General features: G+C 34.7%; 19 protein-coding genes. 12 read left to right on the top strand and 7 right to left on the bottom strand.

Annotation, left to right across the window (positions count from 1 at the left end; all coding sequences use genetic code 11):
* The first annotated feature begins 18 nt into the window (after positions 1–18).
* From EMTOL_RS00205 to EMTOL_RS00215, 3 genes are all read left to right on the top strand, one after another.
* A complete protein-coding gene (locus EMTOL_RS00205) occupies positions 19–1,242 on the top strand; it encodes a PAS domain-containing sensor histidine kinase (protein ID WP_015027234.1) in 1,224 nt (407 codons plus the stop codon).
* 5 nt (positions 1,243–1,247) lie between these two features.
* On the top strand, positions 1,248–2,306 hold the full coding sequence (locus EMTOL_RS00210; RefSeq protein WP_015027235.1) for a response regulator: 1,059 nt from the start codon (positions 1,248–1,250) through the stop codon (positions 2,304–2,306).
* 81 nt (positions 2,307–2,387) lie between these two features.
* Positions 2,388–3,221 carry an IS5 family transposase gene (locus EMTOL_RS00215; protein WP_015027236.1) on the top strand — a complete coding sequence of 278 codons (834 nt, stop codon included), beginning with the start codon at positions 2,388–2,390 and terminating at the stop codon, positions 3,219–3,221.
* Positions 3,222–3,405: 184 nt separating this feature from the next.
* Here EMTOL_RS00215 and EMTOL_RS00220 read toward each other — a convergent pair whose 3' ends face one another.
* Positions 3,406–3,903, bottom strand: a complete 498-nt coding sequence (locus tag EMTOL_RS00220; RefSeq protein ID WP_015027237.1) for a LytR/AlgR family response regulator transcription factor — start codon at positions 3,901–3,903, stop codon at positions 3,406–3,408.
* 326 nt (positions 3,904–4,229) lie between these two features.
* The gene (locus EMTOL_RS00225; protein ID WP_041693709.1) at positions 4,230–5,150 is read right to left on the bottom strand and encodes a fasciclin domain-containing protein; all 921 of its coding nucleotides are present in this window, start codon (positions 5,148–5,150) and stop codon (positions 4,230–4,232) included.
* A 268-nt stretch (positions 5,151–5,418) separates the two neighbouring features.
* On the opposite strand from EMTOL_RS00225, the gene EMTOL_RS00230 reads away from it, so the two are divergent.
* Positions 5,419–6,657 (top strand): peptidase U32 family protein, encoded by a 1,239-nt coding sequence (locus EMTOL_RS00230; RefSeq protein ID WP_015027239.1) that lies wholly within the window; start codon positions 5,419–5,421, stop codon positions 6,655–6,657.
* Between the two features lie 86 nt (positions 6,658–6,743).
* Positions 6,744–6,968 (top strand): ferredoxin, encoded by a 225-nt coding sequence (locus EMTOL_RS00235; RefSeq protein WP_015027240.1) that lies wholly within the window; start codon positions 6,744–6,746, stop codon positions 6,966–6,968.
* Between the two features lie 54 nt (positions 6,969–7,022).
* Here EMTOL_RS00235 and EMTOL_RS00240 read toward each other — a convergent pair whose 3' ends face one another.
* The 4 genes from EMTOL_RS00240 to EMTOL_RS00255 form a co-directional block, all read right to left on the bottom strand.
* Positions 7,023–9,548, bottom strand: a complete 2,526-nt coding sequence (locus tag EMTOL_RS00240) for a phosphocholine-specific phospholipase C (RefSeq protein WP_015027241.1) — start codon at positions 9,546–9,548, stop codon at positions 7,023–7,025.
* Positions 9,549–9,713: 165 nt separating this feature from the next.
* Entirely contained in the window at positions 9,714–10,079 is a 366-nt protein-coding gene (locus EMTOL_RS00245) for a DoxX family protein (protein ID WP_015027242.1), read from the bottom strand.
* Positions 10,080–10,083: 4 nt separating this feature from the next.
* Positions 10,084–10,506, bottom strand: coding sequence for a VOC family protein (locus tag EMTOL_RS00250; protein ID WP_015027243.1), 423 nt, complete (start codon positions 10,504–10,506; stop codon positions 10,084–10,086).
* A 141-nt stretch (positions 10,507–10,647) separates the two neighbouring features.
* Positions 10,648–11,217 carry a dihydrofolate reductase family protein gene (locus EMTOL_RS00255; protein ID WP_015027244.1) on the bottom strand — a complete coding sequence of 190 codons (570 nt, stop codon included), beginning with the start codon at positions 11,215–11,217 and terminating at the stop codon, positions 10,648–10,650.
* A gap of 127 nt (positions 11,218–11,344) precedes the next feature.
* On the opposite strand from EMTOL_RS00255, the gene EMTOL_RS00260 reads away from it, so the two are divergent.
* Positions 11,345–12,310 carry a GlxA family transcriptional regulator gene (locus EMTOL_RS00260; RefSeq protein WP_015027245.1) on the top strand — a complete coding sequence of 322 codons (966 nt, stop codon included), beginning with the start codon at positions 11,345–11,347 and terminating at the stop codon, positions 12,308–12,310.
* Positions 12,311–12,350: 40 nt separating this feature from the next.
* Here EMTOL_RS00260 and EMTOL_RS00265 read toward each other — a convergent pair whose 3' ends face one another.
* Positions 12,351–13,754 carry an amidohydrolase family protein gene (locus EMTOL_RS00265; RefSeq protein ID WP_015027246.1) on the bottom strand — a complete coding sequence of 468 codons (1,404 nt, stop codon included), beginning with the start codon at positions 13,752–13,754 and terminating at the stop codon, positions 12,351–12,353.
* A 303-nt stretch (positions 13,755–14,057) separates the two neighbouring features.
* Here EMTOL_RS00265 and EMTOL_RS00270 point away from each other — a divergent pair, with 303 nt between their 5' ends.
* The 6 genes from EMTOL_RS00270 to EMTOL_RS00295 all read left to right on the top strand — a co-directional run bounded on the left by EMTOL_RS00270 (position 14,058) and on the right by EMTOL_RS00295 (position 18,223).
* Positions 14,058–14,372 (top strand): ArsR/SmtB family transcription factor, encoded by a 315-nt coding sequence (locus EMTOL_RS00270; protein ID WP_015027247.1) that lies wholly within the window; start codon positions 14,058–14,060, stop codon positions 14,370–14,372.
* Positions 14,373–14,452: 80 nt separating this feature from the next.
* Positions 14,453–15,865 (top strand): MBL fold metallo-hydrolase, encoded by a 1,413-nt coding sequence (locus tag EMTOL_RS00275; protein WP_015027248.1) that lies wholly within the window; start codon positions 14,453–14,455, stop codon positions 15,863–15,865.
* 101 nt (positions 15,866–15,966) lie between these two features.
* Positions 15,967–16,533 carry a YeeE/YedE family protein gene (locus EMTOL_RS00280; protein WP_015027249.1) on the top strand — a complete coding sequence of 189 codons (567 nt, stop codon included), beginning with the start codon at positions 15,967–15,969 and terminating at the stop codon, positions 16,531–16,533.
* 3 nt (positions 16,534–16,536) lie between these two features.
* The gene (locus tag EMTOL_RS00285; RefSeq protein ID WP_015027250.1) at positions 16,537–17,025 is read left to right on the top strand and encodes a DUF6691 family protein; all 489 of its coding nucleotides are present in this window, start codon (positions 16,537–16,539) and stop codon (positions 17,023–17,025) included.
* 88 nt (positions 17,026–17,113) lie between these two features.
* Entirely contained in the window at positions 17,114–17,995 is an 882-nt protein-coding gene (locus tag EMTOL_RS00290) for an AraC family transcriptional regulator (protein WP_015027251.1), read from the top strand.
* Between the two features lie 3 nt (positions 17,996–17,998).
* Entirely contained in the window at positions 17,999–18,223 is a 225-nt protein-coding gene (locus EMTOL_RS00295) for a hypothetical protein (RefSeq protein ID WP_015027252.1), read from the top strand.
* The last annotated feature ends 36 nt before the right edge of the window (positions 18,224–18,259 follow it).

Here is an 18,259-nt window from a genome sequence, read left to right on the forward strand (position 1 = left end):
AATTTACTAACTTGCCCGATGATTGCAACCAAAATTTCAATTGCAGAGAAAGACATGCTGAATCAGGTAGAAGCTATTTTTCAATACGCCACCGAAGCCATATTAATTACCAATATTGAAGGAAATATAGTCAAAGTGAACCCCAGCACCGAAATGATGTTTGGCTACACATCAGCAGAGTTTTTCAATCAACCAATTGAACTGCTAATTCCTGACCGGCTGAAAGTAAAACACGAAGCTCATCGGAAGATGTTTCAAGAATGTCCACATGCTCGTTCGATGGGGGCAAACCTTGATTTGTATGGCCGTAGAAAAGATGGCTCTGAATTTCCAGTAGAAGTAAGTCTAAGCCCCTACTCCAATAGCCAAGGTAGTTTTGTCATTGCTTTTATTATTGATACTAGTATTAGAAAAAAAGCAGAAGCACAATTGATTGCTTATAAGGCAGAACTTGAAAGAGAAGTAGAAGAGCGAACGATGATTCTAAAAGAAGCGATTCATAAACTTGAACAAACCAAAGACGAACTTGATAATTCACTTAAACGTGAAAGAGAAGTGAACTCAATGAAATCAAGATTTATTTCTATTGCGTCTCATGAGTTCCGTACTCCACTAGCAACGGTCCTTTCTTCTTTGTCATTAGTTGAGAAATACTCAAATATGCAAGAAGAAGAAAAACGAATAAAGCACATCAATCGAATAAAAGCTTCGGTTAGAAATTTAACAGACATTCTTAATGATTTTTTGTCTTTAAATAGATTAGAGGAAGGTAAAGTCTTGGTCAATATTGAAACCTTCAATTTACATGATTTAATAGAATCGTTAATGCAAGACCTTCAAGGAATTTGTAAGGGCGGACAACGCATTGTATTAAATTTTAGTGATAATGGGCATTCTATGGTGTCACTCGACAAAACATTAATCCGAAATATTATTATCAATTTAGTTTCAAATGCTATTAAGTTTTCACCTGAAAATGCTCCTATTCAAATTCAAGCAAATTTAGGCGAGAATGAAGTATTTATTACTGTCACTGACCAAGGAATTGGAATACCCGAAGCAGACCAAAAGCATTTATTTGAGCGTTTCTTTAGGTCAAGCAATGCCATCGAAATCCAAGGTACTGGCCTCGGCCTAAGTATCGTATTACATTATGTAAATTTACTTAAAGGCACCATTAAATTTAAAAGTAAAGTAAACGAAGGAACAACTTTTTATGTAAACCTACCTAGAAATTTCTAAAAAATATGAAGAAGATATTGCTCATAGAAGATAATGTAGAAATCAGAGAAAATACAGCCGAAATCCTAGAATTAGCTGATTATGAGGTAGTTACGGCCGAAAATGGACGAATTGGTGTAGAGAAAGCTCATCAAGAAAAACCAGATTTAATTATATGTGATATCATGATGCCTGTTATGGATGGGTATAGTGTTTTACATTTACTCTCTAAAAATCCTGATACAGCCAATATTCCGTTTATTTTCCTGACTGCCAAAGCCGACCGCTCTGACTTTAGAAAAGGTATGGAAATGGGAGCCGACGATTATATAACCAAGCCATTTGATGATGTTGAACTAATGAACGCCATTGAAAGTAGACTGAAAAAAGTAGAGCTTTTACAGAAAAATTACAGTAAGGATTTAGGCGGTTTAGAAGATTTAGTTAATGATGCCGGTGGTGAAGAGGATTTAAAGAAATTACTCGAAAGCCGAGAAGTAAGAAGCTACAAGAAAAAAAGCGAAATTTATCGAGAAGGAGATTATCCTCTATATTTATTCTGCGTTATAAAAGGCAAAATCAAAACCTTTAAAACCAATGATGACGGAAAGGAGTTGATTATCAATATCTACAATAAAAATGATTATTTAGGCTATGTAGATTTACTTCAAGAAAGTAATTATACCGAATCGGCCGCTGCCATGGAAGACTGCGAGGTTTGCTTGATTCCAAAAAATGATTTCTATAATCTTGTACATAAAAACCGCCAAGTTGCTCAGAAATTCATACAAATGTTATCCAATAACATTAAAGACAATGAAGAACAGCTATTGAAATTGGCTTATAATTCTGTAAGAAAAAGGGTTTCGGAAGCACTTTTAAAATTCCACAGTCATTTAGTTAAAGATGGTAATTCCAGTAGTAATATGAAAATTAGCCGAGAAGATCTTTCAAATGTAGCTGGAACATCGCTAGAAACCGCCATCAGAACTCTTTCCGATTTTAAAGACGAAAAACTCATTGAAATTGAATCGGGCAAGATTACAATTTTGAATTTAGAGAAGTTAAAAAGGCTGAAGAATTAATAAAATGAGGTTGTTTAGTATTATAAAAAGATTCCCAAAATAGGTTGAATTTTGTGGTGCGAATCATCAAAAAGACCTACAGTGGAAATCTTGAGTAAAAATACGATTGAACAATATATATTACCAAATTTAAGTATTGGTTTACGTGGAAAAGAGTGTGAAATAGAACAGTTGACAGCTATTGTTTCAGCAATTTTATATCGTTTGAAAACAGGTTGTCAATGGCGTCAACTGCCAGTAAAGCAATTTTTTAATAATAAGGTTTTAACATGGCAAGGAGTCTATTATCACTTTAATGAATGGGTCAAGGACGGCTCTTGGACAAAAGTTTGGATAAATATTTTAGCATCAAACTATTCATATTTAGACTTATCTTGTATCCAACTTGATGGTAGTCATACACTTGCCAAACGTGGAGGTGAAGCTGTTGGGTATCAAGGTCGAAAAGCATCAAAAACAACTAATTTGCTCTTTTTAGCTGATAATCAGGGACAAATGTTGGCATGTGCCAGCCCACAAGAAGGAAAACACAACGACCTTTATAATATTCAGGAACTCTTTGAAGAACTGTGTCAAATGCTCATAAAAGCAGGAATTAATCTCAGAGGCCTTTTTCTAAATGCTGATGCTGGATTCGATAGCAAAGAATTTCGTCAAATTTGTAAAAATAAAGAAATTGAAGCCAATATTGATGTTAATTCTCGAAATAACAAAATAGAAAATCAATCTACTGAATATCAGCATTTTGATGAAGAGTTATACAAACGACGAGTACTCATTGAGCACGCTAATGCTTGGATGGATAGTTTCAAAGCATTACTTGTCAGGTTTGAAACGAAAGCAATTAACTGGGTGGCTTTAAATTTATTGGCATTCTCAGTTCGTTTTTTACGAAAAATTAAATATAAAAGTTAATCCTAAACAAGTTCAATATCTATTACAACATGAGTCATCTCGGATTATTAAAAGACTTTATGAAATAATCTCCAGACGGCTAGGAATGATGTTTCTTTCAAAATTCGAGATAACTCATGTTTCCTATTTATCAACTCAAGTAAATCAAAAAGGAAACATTTAACGACTTGTCATTTTTTTAAAATTATTGGTCGAGCCAAGCTTTAAATTCTTTAACTTTATCTTTACTGATAAAAATTTCTTGCTCAAAATTGGGCTTTAAAAATAACTGTAATCGATTATTAGTAAGCTGTTTAACTTTTTGAATAGCATCAATTTTGACAAAAAACTTTCGATTAATTCGGTAGAAAACGTACGGATTTAATAAGGTTTCAAGTTGTTCTAAACGATAATCTACTATATACTGCTTGGCATCTACTGAAACTAAATACACAATCTTATCTTCAGCAAAAAAATAGGCAATTTCATCAATATTTTTAAACAGGATGTTATTACCGATTTTTACTAAAAAACGATTTTTATAAGCAGATATATTATTTTTTTGTACTTGAATTGGTACAAGCCATCGTGAATTTTCACTGAAGGAATCAACCTTTTCAACCCTAATCTCAGCACTAAAATCTCTGAGGAGTTTTAATATTTTATCGCTTGTGGATACTTTTTCTTCAAATAATAAACCCATTTATCATTCAAATTTAAACTAATTATTAATTTTTTTCATTCGAAACTAATGCAGTTTATGAGTTTTGATATTAATAAATAAATAGGTAGTTTATACTTTTTACAACCGTTTGTACGGTAAAATGTTTTATCTAAATTTAGTAATTAGAAAAAAACATGAGTCATTCAGAATATAGTAAAAGAAGTGGTTCATTCCTGTCTAGGTGACCCCGTCAGTTTTAACTGACGAATGTTTAGATAATATTAGATTTGACTTTAGTCTAACTTAATATTAAACTAAAGTCAAATTTGTCTTCATTTTTGCATTAAGCAGTCGGCAATAGCCATTTATGGTAGTAATACTTTATCAATTACGTGAATTACACCATTGGTAGCCAATATATTTGCAGCTACTATATTAGAATTTCCACTGGTTTTTCCTTTAACTTTCGCCCCTCCACCTAGTTCAAAAGCAATTTTTGCAGTAGAATTGGCAGTTCCGACTTCGCCACTAACATTTGGTAAATCAGATGAAAACACTCTGCCCGGAACTACATGATAGAGCAATACACTTGTCAATAAACCTTTATTTTCTGGTGCCAATAAAGTTGCCTTAGGAATAGTTTTGTATAATTCATTAAACGCTGCATTAGTTGGAGCGAAAACAGTAAGGCCATCATTGGAAGCACTTGCAAGGGCTGTCAGAACGGAGGCATCAGCCGCTAATACTAACGACACTAATTCTGTAAAATCAGCATTTGACTGAGCGATTTCAACTAAATTTTTTGTAGGTGGTACAATTACATTATCAATAATATGAATCACACCATTTGAAGCAGAAACATCGGCTGTAGTTACTTGGCTATTTCCATTGATGAAAACCCCAGTTGAATTTTTTGACAAATAAATAGATGACCCAAGTGAATTTGCTACCCCCGATTTTACATCTGTTGCCATTACTTTACCACTCAAAACATGAGATTTCAATATATTCACCAGCTCATCTTTGCTTAATTTACTTGCATCAATTTTGGCGAATGCATCGTTTGTTGGAGCAAAAACTGTAAAAGGGCCAGAACCTTTGAGAGTTGAAATAAGTCCATTATCAGTTAGAAGTTTGGTTAGAGTTGAAAAACGGCTATCAGACAAGGCAACATCTACTACATCTTTTGCTGCAGGTGTTTCTTTAGTTTCATCGCACGACATCACAGTAAAAGCTAATGAACTAACTAGAAAACTTACGCCCAATAATGCTTTGATTTTTTTCATAATTTTAAAATTTGAAAGTTGTTGATTAATAATTTTTAAAACTACATAACGCATTTAACTACAAGCTCTGCAAGAGACGTGGAGTGAATAATCTGATTTGTGGAGTCAGTTGCAAATAAATTGGAGTGAAGTGAAATACAAAACACTCTTACTTCCTCGTCAAAACTTAGTTTATTTATATTCTCAAAACCTAACCAATATCATATTTCTTCTACTCCGCCGACAATAATTTTGTGGTTTTGTTTCAAACCATAAAATTCTATTTTGAATGAAAAACATTGAAGTGATGGCCCCTGCGGGTTCGTGGGAGTCAATGAGAGCAGGACTACAAGCTGGTGCAAATTCAGTCTATTTTGGTATTGAACAACTCAACATGCGTGCACGTCAAAGCAATAATTTTACCGCTGATGATTTGCCCGAAATAGCCAAACTTTGCCAAGAATATAATGCTAAAAGCTATATTACGCTCAATACTATCATTTACGACCATGACGTTTCTTTAATGCGTCGAATAATCGACCAAGCCAAAGAAAGTGGTATATCAGCTGTAATTGCCTCAGACTTAGCTGTGATGAATTATGCCCGTAAAAAAGGCGTAGAAATCCATATTTCTACGCAAGCAAACGTAACTAATATAGAAACGGTTGAGTTTTTTGCCGATTATGCCGATGTTATCGTCACTTCTCGTGAACTCACATTACAGCAGGTTAAACTCATTACGAAGGAAATAGAACGTCGGCAAATTACTGGGCCATCGGGTAATTTAGTACAAATTGAAATTTTTGCCCATGGGGCTTTATGTATGGCCGTTTCAGGCAAATGCTATTTGAGCTTACACTCGCATAATGCATCAGCCAATCGGGGTGCTTGTATTCAAAATTGTCGCCGTGAATATATTGTAACAGATAAAGAAGAAGGTTACGAACTTGAAATTGATAATGAATACATCATGTCTGCCAAAGATTTATGTACGATTGATTTTTTAGATAAAATCCTTGAAGCTGGCGTAAGAGTATTGAAGCTCGAAGGTCGTGGGCGAGCGGCTGATTATGTTTATACAACCACAAAATGCTACCGAGAGGCAGTTGATGCGATTCAAAATGGGACATATACCTTAGAAAAAATTGCCGATTGGAAAGAAAAATTAAGTAGTGTTTATAACCGAGGTTTTTGGGATGGTTACTACCTTGGTCGTAAAATGGGTGAATGGAGTAATGTGCATGGCTCAGTAGCCAGTAAACGCAAAATTTATGTGGGTAAAGGTGTCAAATATTTTGATAAAATTAATGTTGGTGAATTTCTTCTTGAAGCCAACGATATAGCCATTGGTGATAATTTAATTATCACGGGTCCTACTACTGGATATATTGAATTTAAAGCTGAAAATATCAGATTAGGCGAAGGTGAAGAGGTTGAAAAAGCAAGTAAAGGTTCGGTTATTTCGATGCCTATCGCTGATAAAATACGGCCTTCGGATAAACTTTATAAAGTTGTTGATGCAGTATAAAAATTGAATTTTTGCGGTTAATATATTAATACTTGTAGTGAGAATCTTGTAGTTACTCATCTCTTTTTACATTTTCTATTTCAAAAATGCCCAAAATAATTCATTTCAGGAAAAACTGTATCGGTTGCAATGCTTGTGTAGAAATAGCCTATAATCGTTGGAGAATGTCAAAAAAAGATGGAAAAAGCGTCCTTTTAGGAGCGAAAGAGAAAAAAGGTATTCATCAAGTTGATATTCTTATAGATGAATATGATGAAAACTTGCGGGCGGCAGAAGCATGCCCTGTAAATGTTATCCAAGTTTATATTTAAGTAATAATTTTTTAAAGGAAGTCTTCGCTTGAAGCGAAGACTTCCTTATAAGCATTAAATCACGCCACCCATTAATGGGTCTGTATAACTTTCACGACCAGTTTCAACATGGCCTGCATAACGTTTTTCAAATAAATCATTGCCCTCAACCTTTACAGAAAAATCATACCAATGATGACTTTCTTGTAAGTTCAATACTAAACTTGTTGTGCCTCCTTTAGTTAGATTGACTTGTCTTTTAGGCGTTTTGTAAGATAAGTCATTCACCACCACATTGATAGTCTTGTTTTCTCTATTTTTGAGTTCAAGCACAACGTTTCCAGTCAAAGATTTTTTATCTGTTTTATCTCCCTGATAACGAACATTTACTTCAAGAAATGGCTCCTTTTCATCACCAATAAATGAGCGATAAAAACCATTTGGGCCATAAATCTCAACTTTATATTGTTGATTAGTAAAAGAATCTAGAGCCCAGGTATCATACAGTATATCTCCACCTTTTACCGCATAATTCCGTGTTTTAAGTTCATTTGTTTCGAAATACGCCACAAAAGGACAACCTTTTGCCTTTTTTCCGAATACTTTATCGCCTACACCTAAACTTACTTCAAATCTTTTTTTATCCTCACTCATTCGTCCATCAGCATATAATTCATAAGGAATAGGCATAGATTTACGGATACCTTTTTCTTGCTTTGGCATCCATTCAAAATCTACTTCTTGCGTAGAAGCTTTTACTACATCATCAGTCGATAATGACTTATAATTCGATGGTAATTGCTTAAATTTTGCTTTGTGAACCGTTTGAATGAATGGCTCTTTGGCAACAAATTTTGGTAAACCTATTTTCTCACCATTATAAGGCTTGAAAGTAGAAGTTAAGTCTCCACAAACTGTTCTTCGCCAATCACTGATATTCGTTTCAACAATATCTTTTTTGGTTTTATTTTTTAAAAATTTCTCTAAAAATTGTATTATCGAGGTATGGTCAAATACTTCCGAACAAACATTTCCTCCCCTACTCCACGGTGAAGCAATTACCAGCGGTACCCTAAAACCTAAACCAATTGGATTTTCTCGAGTATCTTTTTCAGGGTTTTTATAAGGCCGTTGTTTTTCATGAATAATATTTACTTGTTCAACAGACGGGTCTATTCCTGCTGAAACTTTGCCCGAATCGGGTTTCTGATGGTGTGGAGCAACGAAAGGCGGCACGTGGTCGAAATAACCATCATTTTCATCATAGGCCAAGATGAAAATAGTCTTTTTCCAAATCTCAGGATTTTTAGTTAAAATATCCATCACTTCTGACACATACCATGCACCATACCAAGGAGCTCCAGGGTGGTCAGAGAAATTCTCGGGAGCAACTAACCACGAAACGGTTGGGAGTTGTTTAGTTTCAACATCTTTTCTAAATTGGTAAAGTACATCACCTTTGGGTACTTCAACTATTCTTGGCGTACCGTTATCATCATATTCAAGATTGGTGAGTTCACGATAATGAGGGTCGAGGCGATTATTAACGAATGCTTTTTTATGTAGATTTTTATGAAAATCGCTTAGCTTATCAAAATTCTCAGGTGCATAAGTAAGCAAATCTTGTTTAATTGTTTCAAGATAAGTCTTTTTTCGTGCAAGTTCTTGTTTTGTTTTTTCAGCTACTTGACCATCTAATGAAGCAAGTTTCTTTTCTAAATCAGCAATCTCGTTTGGAAGAATATCGTTCACTTTCTGGATATATTTGTAATATTCCGGCGAAAACTTTACATGATATTGCTCAAACCATTCGATTGGATTATCAGTAAAATTAGATAACCAAGCATCTTCTTCCCCCACTAAACCAGTGGGTAAGCTAATTTCATTTTGATAAATCTTCCAAGAAACTCCATTTTCTTCTAAACGTTCTGGAAATGTTTTCCATTTAGCCCATTTTCCGTAATCAACATCTTCGTTTTTTACATTTGCTTTTGCATTGAAATCTGCTTTTTCTCTAATTGTTCCTGTCCATAAATACAAACGATTGGGAGTTGTACCAGTCAATGAAGAGCAAAAGTTTTGGTCACAAACCGTAAAAGCATCGGCTAAAGCATAGTAAAATGGAATATCTTCACGGTTATAATACCCCAAAGTCAGCGGCATTTCTTTATAATCTTTATTTCCCGAAGCCTTGGCAAAAAGCCATTTATCATACTTCCCATTATTACGAGCATCTACTTGATTTTCCCACGAATGCGGCAAAGAACTCATCCAAGTAGCTTTTGAGTCTTTAAGATTTAATCTAAAAGGAGCATAAGTTTCACCTTTCGCATTCGACTGAAACCACACTTTATTTTTATTGGGTAATCGAATGGCACGAGGGTCATTAAACCCTCTAACTCCTTGGAGCGTTCCATAACTATGGTCGAACGAACGGTTTTCTTGCATCAGAATTACTACATGCTCGGCATCCCAAAATGTACTGCCTTCTGCTGGATTTATGGCTAATGCTTTCTGAATTGATGGTGGTAAAACACCTAAAAGGCCAGCTCCGCTGGATAATAAAGTTGCTTTTTTAATGAAGTCTCTCCTCGATTCCATAGTTAGGGTTGAATTGTCAATGATAGACTTCGAATTTACAGCTTTATTAAATAATTTTAAAAAATCAGAAATTATTTTTTTGTTATGGTTATAGCAATAATGACCCTAATTTGAATAATTACATTACTTCAATCAGCTCATGCAATCAAGACTTAAAAGTTCAGGTTATTTATTTTGTATGAGTTTATGATGATAAATATAAGATACTGCCAAAATCATAAACACAACAAAAGGAAAAAAAGCCATCGCTGAAATTCCATCAACCGTAACAAGGGCAATAAATGCTGAAATAAAATCAATCGCAAGCCCGACATAAGACCATTCTTTAATTCTATTAGGTGTAAATGGAAGAATAATTAATATTGCGGCAATGACCTTCGCAATACCTAATTCCCAATGAAACCACATTGGTAAACCTAAATGTTGTGTTCCTTCAATAGCCATTGGGCTATCTAAAAAGAAAATACCTGGAATTAAAAATAATGCAATTAACCCCGTGCTGGTCCAGTAAATTATTTTATCTTTTTTCATTGTTTTATGCATTTATTAGAGTTTGAATATTGAATTTTTTCATTTGAGAAAAAGCCTGCATAACTCGTGGAGCTTTATCGGTGTCTGACATTAAACTGGCTAAAATAGTTGGTACAATCTGCCAAGAAAAACCAAACTTATCTTTTAGCCAACCGCACATACTTTCTTCTCCACCATCAGTTAGCTTTGCCCAATAATAATCAATTTCTTCTTGGGTTTCACAGCTCACCACCAATGATACAGACTCATTGAATTTAAAATGAGGTCCACCATTCAAGCCCATCATCTTTCGCCCATTCAATTCGAAGGTTACCACAAATGGATTTTCTGAAGTGATGCTTGAATTTTCAAAAATAGAACAATAAAATTCAGCTGCTGCTTTGGCTTGTCCATCAAACCAAAGACAGAAGGTAAGCTCATTTTTCATAGTTTCAATAAAATTATGCCATCATAAAGACATGACAATCAATAAAATAGCTTTTGTAATTTCTTTTCTTGTTTAAGAGTATTCTTGTAAAATTGATTTTCTTTAAAACCAATAACTTTGAATAAATTAAGACCTTTAATACTAATCTTTTTTAGGAGTATAGCAAAGTAAGGTAATGCCGCAATCAAAACCTTTCACATATTTCAGCGTAAGATTTTGTTTAGAGGAAAGTTTTTGAAAAATTGGCATTCCACTCCCAAGTATTGCAGGATTCACAAATAGGTGATACTCATCAATCAAACCCTCTTTAATTAACGCTGAAACAAAACTTCCTCCTCCATAAACAATGATATCACCACCTATTTGTTTTTTGAGTTTATGAATTTCATCAACAAGTTTGCCTTTAGCCACATCAGTATTTTCCCAAGTTGAGACTTCAAGCGTTCTAGTAAAAACAACTTTTGCCGTTTCACTCATCTTTTTGGCAAACGCTTGCTCTTCATTTTCTATTTCTGCAGCTGCCGCCCAATGTGGGATAAACCCTTCTGCCAATTTTCTACCTAAAATAATAGTATCTACCGCTTCGGTAAGATTACTTACGTAATTTTTAAGGTCATCATCCCAGTTCCACACCATCCAGTCCATTTCTCCGTTGGGTCCGGCAATGAAGCCATCAACCGATAGTTGAATTTGTAATTTTAGCTTTCTCATAATTATAATGTATAAATGAGGTTCATAATATTACTACAAATCTAAATGCAATTAATTGTATTATAAATGTGCAAAAACGACAATTTAGTGGGTTGATTACGACAATGTTTTTTGATAGATTTGTTCCATGAAAACCATCCTCATTTTAGTACCAGAAACAGCCGTACCTGCGGCAATCGTTGACCCAAGATATATGTTCTCGGCAATCAATGAATTTTATAAGGCCGCTGAGCTTCAACCAGCCTTTGATGTAAAACTTGTTGGCTTAACTAAAGAAGTCAGTTTAAATGATGGGCTTTTTTCTGTACACCCCGACTATACCATTCAAAATGCTCCAAAGGCAGATTTAATCATTATACCTGCATTAAGTGGTAATTTACAAAATGCTCTTCAGAAAAACGAAGATTTTACGCCGTGGATTAAAGAGCAACATAAAAATGGCTCTGAAGTAGCAAGCCTTTGTATTGGGGCTTTTTTATTAGCCTCTACTGGTTTACTTAATGGCAAATCTTGCTCAACCCATTGGCTATTTGCCAATGAATTTCGCAATATGTTTCCAGAAATAATACTTACTGACGACCGAGTGATTACTGAACAAAATGGCATTTACTCTAGTGGAGGGGCTTCTTCTTACTGGAATTTGCTACTTTATTTAGTAGAAAAATATACAAACCGTGAAATGGCTATCATGGCTTCTAAATTCTTTTTACTTGAAATGGGACGAAATAGCCAATCTCCCTTTGTGATGTTTCAAGGGCAAAAAGACCATGAGGATAAACAGATTTTACAAGCACAAGAGTTTATAGAAAAACATTATCAAACAAAATTAAATGTTGATGATTTAGCCGATAGATTTGGTATTGGTCGAAGGACTTTCGAACGAAGATTTAAGAAAGCTACCTCTAACACCGTAATTGAATATATACAAAGGGTAAAGATTGAATCGGCAAAAAAACAATTAGAAAGTGGTAGAAAGACCGTCAACGAAGTAATGTATGATGTTGGATATACGGATTTAAAAGCTTTTAGAGATGTATTCAAAAAAATCGTGGGAATGTCACCAATTGAATACCGAAATAAATATAATAGTTAAGTAAACAGATAATGTTTTAATTATCTGTTTACTTAATCAATTACTTCAAAACTAATAAACTCTTTAGTTTAACACTATCAAGATAGGTACCATGACTAACTAAACCATATATACGTTGAGTAGAAGTGATATTTTGAAGCGGGTTTTCATTCAAAAGCAGAATATCCGCTTTTTTACCTGCACTAACACTTCCATAATCAGCAGATTTACCTAAAAATGCTGGTCCATTGATTATTGAAGCTTGCAAAGCTTGCAGTGGTGTAAGACCATTTTTAACCATCAACTCTAATTCTTGATGTAATCCAAGACCAGGGTAGTCAAAACTATTTAAGTAACCCGCATCCGTGCCTGCTAAAATTTTTACACCCGAACGCTGAAGTAGTGGTAAAAGCGAAGCAGCTTTTTCAATCGTACGATGGCGTATTTCAATAGCTTCTTTTGAATCTTTTGCAGCCCTTTGTACACGCCAATCGTAGGTTTTTCTCAATCCTGGGCCAATATATTTTAAAAACTCATCATTTTGGTGGTCATTGACATCTAAAAAAGCAGTTGCATAACTAATAGATAAGGTTGGTGTTATGGCGGTATTATTTTTTGCAAGTATCTTAAATGCCTTTTCTGCGGTTGCCTCATCAAACTCATTGAGTGCTTTTATTGACAAATCTCGGGCAGTTAATGTACCTTGAGCAACTTGTTCGCTCAATTCTTTCTGATTCTTTAGTCCTGCACGAAGCAGATATGTAATGTGCTCGATACTACTTAAACCTGCTTCACTTACTTGCTCTATGGTAAATACAGGCGGAATGTGAGCAGAGGTTTTGTATCCCCTTTTTCGTGCTTCTTGAATACTACCTAAATATATTTCTGGCTTGATGGTATTATCAGTAATTTTCACGAAATCTACTTTCATTTTATCTAATGAATCCAATGCTTTTTTCACTTCTTCCATAGTTCCTACTTCTATATCCCCTACCCAAATAGATTTATACCCTTCGAGTTTAGGACCTGAAGTAAAAATTGTTGGCCCTAAGATTTTCCCCTTATTTACTGCCTCTCGCCACTCTAAAACACTTGGTGTAATATCGGCGGCAGCATCACGAACCGCCGTAATACCCATGGCAGTGTACAAATTCAATAAATCCTTGTTTTCTTGTATCAAGCTATCCCCTCCACCAAAATGCACGTGCATATCCCATAGGGCTGGCATCACAAACTTACCTTTTGCACTAATAGTCTGTTGAGGCTTATAAGCCTTCATTTCTTTTAGTTGACCAACTTTCAAAATTCGACCTTTATCTACTACTACCCATTGTTCATTTGATATTTTTCCAGAAAAAACATCAATAATTTTTGCATTACTAATTATTAAATCAACCTTCTGCTGAGCATTTATTGACGCAATTGTAATAAAATAAAGGAATATAGCCGCACTTATTTTTTTCATGTGTATCAAAGATTGATGTTGTCTAAATATCAGCAATGTTAGTCAAATCAATTTAGACAAACAATAAAAACGTTTTAGAGGCAGAATAAATATTATAAATTTTGCTATTGGCAAGCATATGTAGGTATTCGAGAAGTGGCGTTTATCTTACGGTAAATCACAAGAAGTTAGCCTCACTCCTCTTTTCAAATCCTCAGATATCAAAAATCAGTTAATATATAGTACAATTTACACATTATCGACTAAAGTATTTTACTATATGAAAATATTATCATATATTTGTATTGTAATTATTTAAAGCAAATGATAGCAGAAATCAATAAAATTAAAATAGAAAAAGAAAAGTTTGAAAAAGCAGCTTATATACTAAAGGCAGTTGCTCATCCAACTCGATTGGCTATCATTCAATTGTTAGACTACCAAGAAAAGCTAACAGTCAACGAGATTTGTGAAACGCTTGAATGTGAACAGTCCTTGATTTCACATCATCTAATTAACATGAAACTTCGCGGAATACTAAAATCTTCTAAAGATGGCCTGAATGTTTATTATTCACTAAAAGAATACGAAGTAACAAAGATTTTGAGTTGTATTGAAAATTGCGATTGCAATATGTAAAGTAGAAATAATTATCATAAACAGAAACGCTGTTTCATATATTTAAACGAATATCTAAGTCATAAGCATAACCACGAACCATGATTGTAGAACAAATTTACACCGGATGTTTAGCTCAAGGAGCATATTATATTGAGTCAGAGGGCGAAGTTGCTATCATTGACCCACTTCGTGAAGTTAATTCGTATCTTGATAAAGCAAAAAAAAATAATGCTACCATCAAGTACATTTTTGAAACTCACTTCCACGCTGACTTTGTTTCGGGCCACGTTGAATTATCACAAAAAACAGGTGCAAAGATTATTTACGGTCCAAATGCAACACCAGCATTTGAATGTATCATTGCCGAAGATGGTCAAATTTTCGAGCTCGGAAAAATTAAAGTAAAAGTTATTCATACGCCAGGCCATACCATGGAATCATCTTGCTTCTTGTTGATAGATGAAAATGGGGCAGAAAATTGCATTTTTACTGGTGATACCTTATTTATCGGTGACGTAGGCAGACCTGATTTAGCTCAAAAATCAAATCTTACAGTTGAAGATTTAGCAGGGTATTTATATACTTCTTTGCACGAAAAAATCATGGCATTACCAGATAACCTGACTGTTTATCCAGCACATGGTGCAGGTTCGGCGTGTGGAAAGAACATGAGTAAAGAAACTTATGATACTTTAGGCAACCAAAAAAAGGTCAATTATGCACTTCAACCTCAAACTAAAGAACAATTTATTGAGGCTGTAACTGATGGACTGACTCCTCCACCCTATTATTTCCCGAAAAATGTAATGATTAATAAAACAGGTGCTAAAACCCTTGACGATGTAAAAACAAGCGTTCAAGCTCTATCACCAGAAGCATTCGAAGTAGCAGCCAACGAGCTAGGAGCAGTAATGATAGATACAAGAGCAGCTCAAACATTCAAAGATGCTTTTATTCCTAATTCTATCAATATCGGAATTAAGGGAGATTTTGCCCCTTGGGTTGGTACACTTATTACGGATATCGAACAACCTATTTTATTTATTGCGGAAGATGAGAATGTTGAAGAGGTTATCACCCGCCTTTCTCGTGTTGGGTATGATAATATCGTTGGTTATCTTCAAGGAGGAATCAAAGCATGGGTTGAAGCTGGAAAAGAAGTTGATAGCATCGTATCTATTTCGGCCGATGAGTTTGCTCAAAAATATGCAGAAACCGAAGGTAAACTTCTCGTAAAAGATGTAAGGAAAGAAACCGAATACCGTGCTGAACACGTAGAGGAAGCAGAATGTGTATCTTTAGCGTATTTAAGTAATAATATGTCTGCATTCTCAAAAGAGGATACGAATTATATTCACTGTGCGGGTGGCTACCGCTCAATGATTGCCGCCTCTATTCTAAAATCACGCGGATTTGATAATATTATTGATATTTCGGGTGGCTTTGCGGCTATCTCAAAAACTGATGTACCACGTTCGAATTTTGTTTGTCAATCTAAATTGAAAGTTTAAAGCTTTAGGGTAGAATAAATGCGTAAAGGTGGAAGCTTTTTGGCTTCTACCTTTCTTATGTTTAAAATCATCTAATAATTATCAACTATAAATTTTTAAAAATGCTTGAATTCATTAAACAACCATGGCATTGGGCGATTGCTGGTATTTTTATTGGCCTTACAGTACCTACTTTGCTTTTGATTGGAAATAAGACCTTTGGAATTTCATCTTCTTTAAGACATATTTGTGCGGCATGTTTTCCTGCTAATATTTCATATTTTAAGTATGATTGGAAAAAGGAAATCTGGAATTTATTCTTTGTCTTTGGTGTATTGTTGGGTGGATTTATTGCTACACAGTTTCTTTCAAATCCTAATCCGATTGCAATTAACCCAGAAACCGTTAATGATTTAAAGGCTTTAGGTGTTAATGATTTTACGCATCTGATGCCTACCGATATTTTTAATATAGATAATATCTTTAATTTAAAAGGATTAGTATTTTTTGTAATTGGTGGTTTAATGGTTGGTTTTGGTACTCGCTACGCTGGGGGCTGTACTTCTGGTCACTCAATTATGGGTCTCTCAAATCTTCAATGGCCTTCTTTAGTAGCTACCATCTGTTTCATGCTCGGTGGATTTGCCATGACCCATCTGATTTTACCTCACATCTTTAAATTATTTTAAACTATGGAAAATACTAATCATACAATCGTTGAAGAGTTTTCTTGTGAAGCACCTAACAGTCAAAGTAAGCCAGAAAGTATAGTAAGCCACTTCAAATACATGGCTGTTGGAATTTTTTTCGGAATTGTATTCGTAAAAGCAGAAATCATTTCGTGGTTTAGAATCCAAGAAATGTTCCGCTTACAATCATTCCACATGTATGGAGTCATTGGTACTGCGGTTGTGGTAGGCTTAATTTCAGTACAACTCATCAAACGACTGAATATCAAAACCTTAAGTGGCGAAGAAGTAATGATTCCCAAAAAGACTTTTAATAAGGGACAAATCATTGGTGGACTAATCTTTGGACTTGGCTGGGCCATTACAGGAGCATGTCCCGGACCATTGTTTGCTCAAATTGGTAGTGGTTTTCTTGCAGTTTCAGTTACTTTTCTGAGTGCAATTGCAGGAACATGGCTTTATGGTGCTATTCAAAAAAAACTACCTCATTAATATACTTAAAAAGAGGTTAGTGTTTCTATGACGTACGCTAACCTCTTAGTTCGAAACTTCCATTTTTTGACCAAAACTTTAAGAAATCGTGCAAAAGTCGATTCCCATTATTACAATCGAACAGCTGAATTCTTGTGATAAGAATATCTTGATGAAGGTTGATATTCGTCGATTAGAAGACCACATGCGAACACTTTCGTCAGCAGATTTTCCGCATCGCCATGATTTCTATAACTTAATTTATATCAAAAAAGGAAGTGGTACACACGACATCGACTTCAAACGCTACTTAGTTGAGCCTAATCAAATGTTTTTCATGAACGATGGACAAGTTCATGAATGGGATTTGAGTCCAGATACGATTGGCTATACGCTTTTCTTTAAGAAAGAATTCTATGAGGTAATAGAGAAAGGGTTATCCTTACAAGCACTACCATTTTTCAATAATGGTACGAATAATGCCCCAATGGTTGTTTTTTCGGAAGAAAATGGGCAGAAAATCGAACAATTATTCGAAGATATGATTTTTGAATTTAAGGCTAATCTCCCTCATCGCGATACACTGATTAAATCATTGCTAAAAATGATTTTGATTCATTCCATCAGGGTCTATCAACCTTACTTTAAGGGAGATAGTACAGAATTGAGTGTCTCGAAAATTAGAAGCTTTGAGTTATTGATTGAAAAACATTTCAAAGAGTTGAAATCAGTCAAGGAATTTGCCGACAAACTCAACATTACTGCCAATTATTTGAATGCAATTTGTACTAAAACAGTAGGCAGAACTGCCGGTGAACTTATCAGAGACCGAGTTATTTTGGAAGCTAAACGCTTACTGCTCCATTCAACTATTTCGGTTTGCGAAATGGCTTATTATTTAGGGTATGACGACTGTTCTTATTTTATTCGAGTTTTTAAAAAGGAAGTTGGCTCTACTCCCGAACAATTCAGATTAATTAATCGCCCATAATTCATGAAAGAAACATTAAATAATTGGAAACTTTGGCTCGCTGTGAGCCTAACGCTTGGCTTAGCTCCTTTTTTCCCAGAACCACACCTTGTGGGTAAAATCCGTTGGGTCATGGGTGGAGCAGTGGGTATGCAAGCCATTGATTGGTATGATTTGGTTCAACATGGTTTTCCTTTTATATTTCTGCTAAGGGCTTTATACATAAATTTTAGTCAAAAAAAACAATAGCACTATTTAGAATTAAATGATTCTTGAAATAAGTAA

Origin of the sequence: Emticicia oligotrophica DSM 17448 (assembly GCF_000263195.1) — a bacterium.
Taxonomy (GTDB): domain Bacteria; phylum Bacteroidota; class Bacteroidia; order Cytophagales; family Spirosomataceae; genus Emticicia; species Emticicia oligotrophica.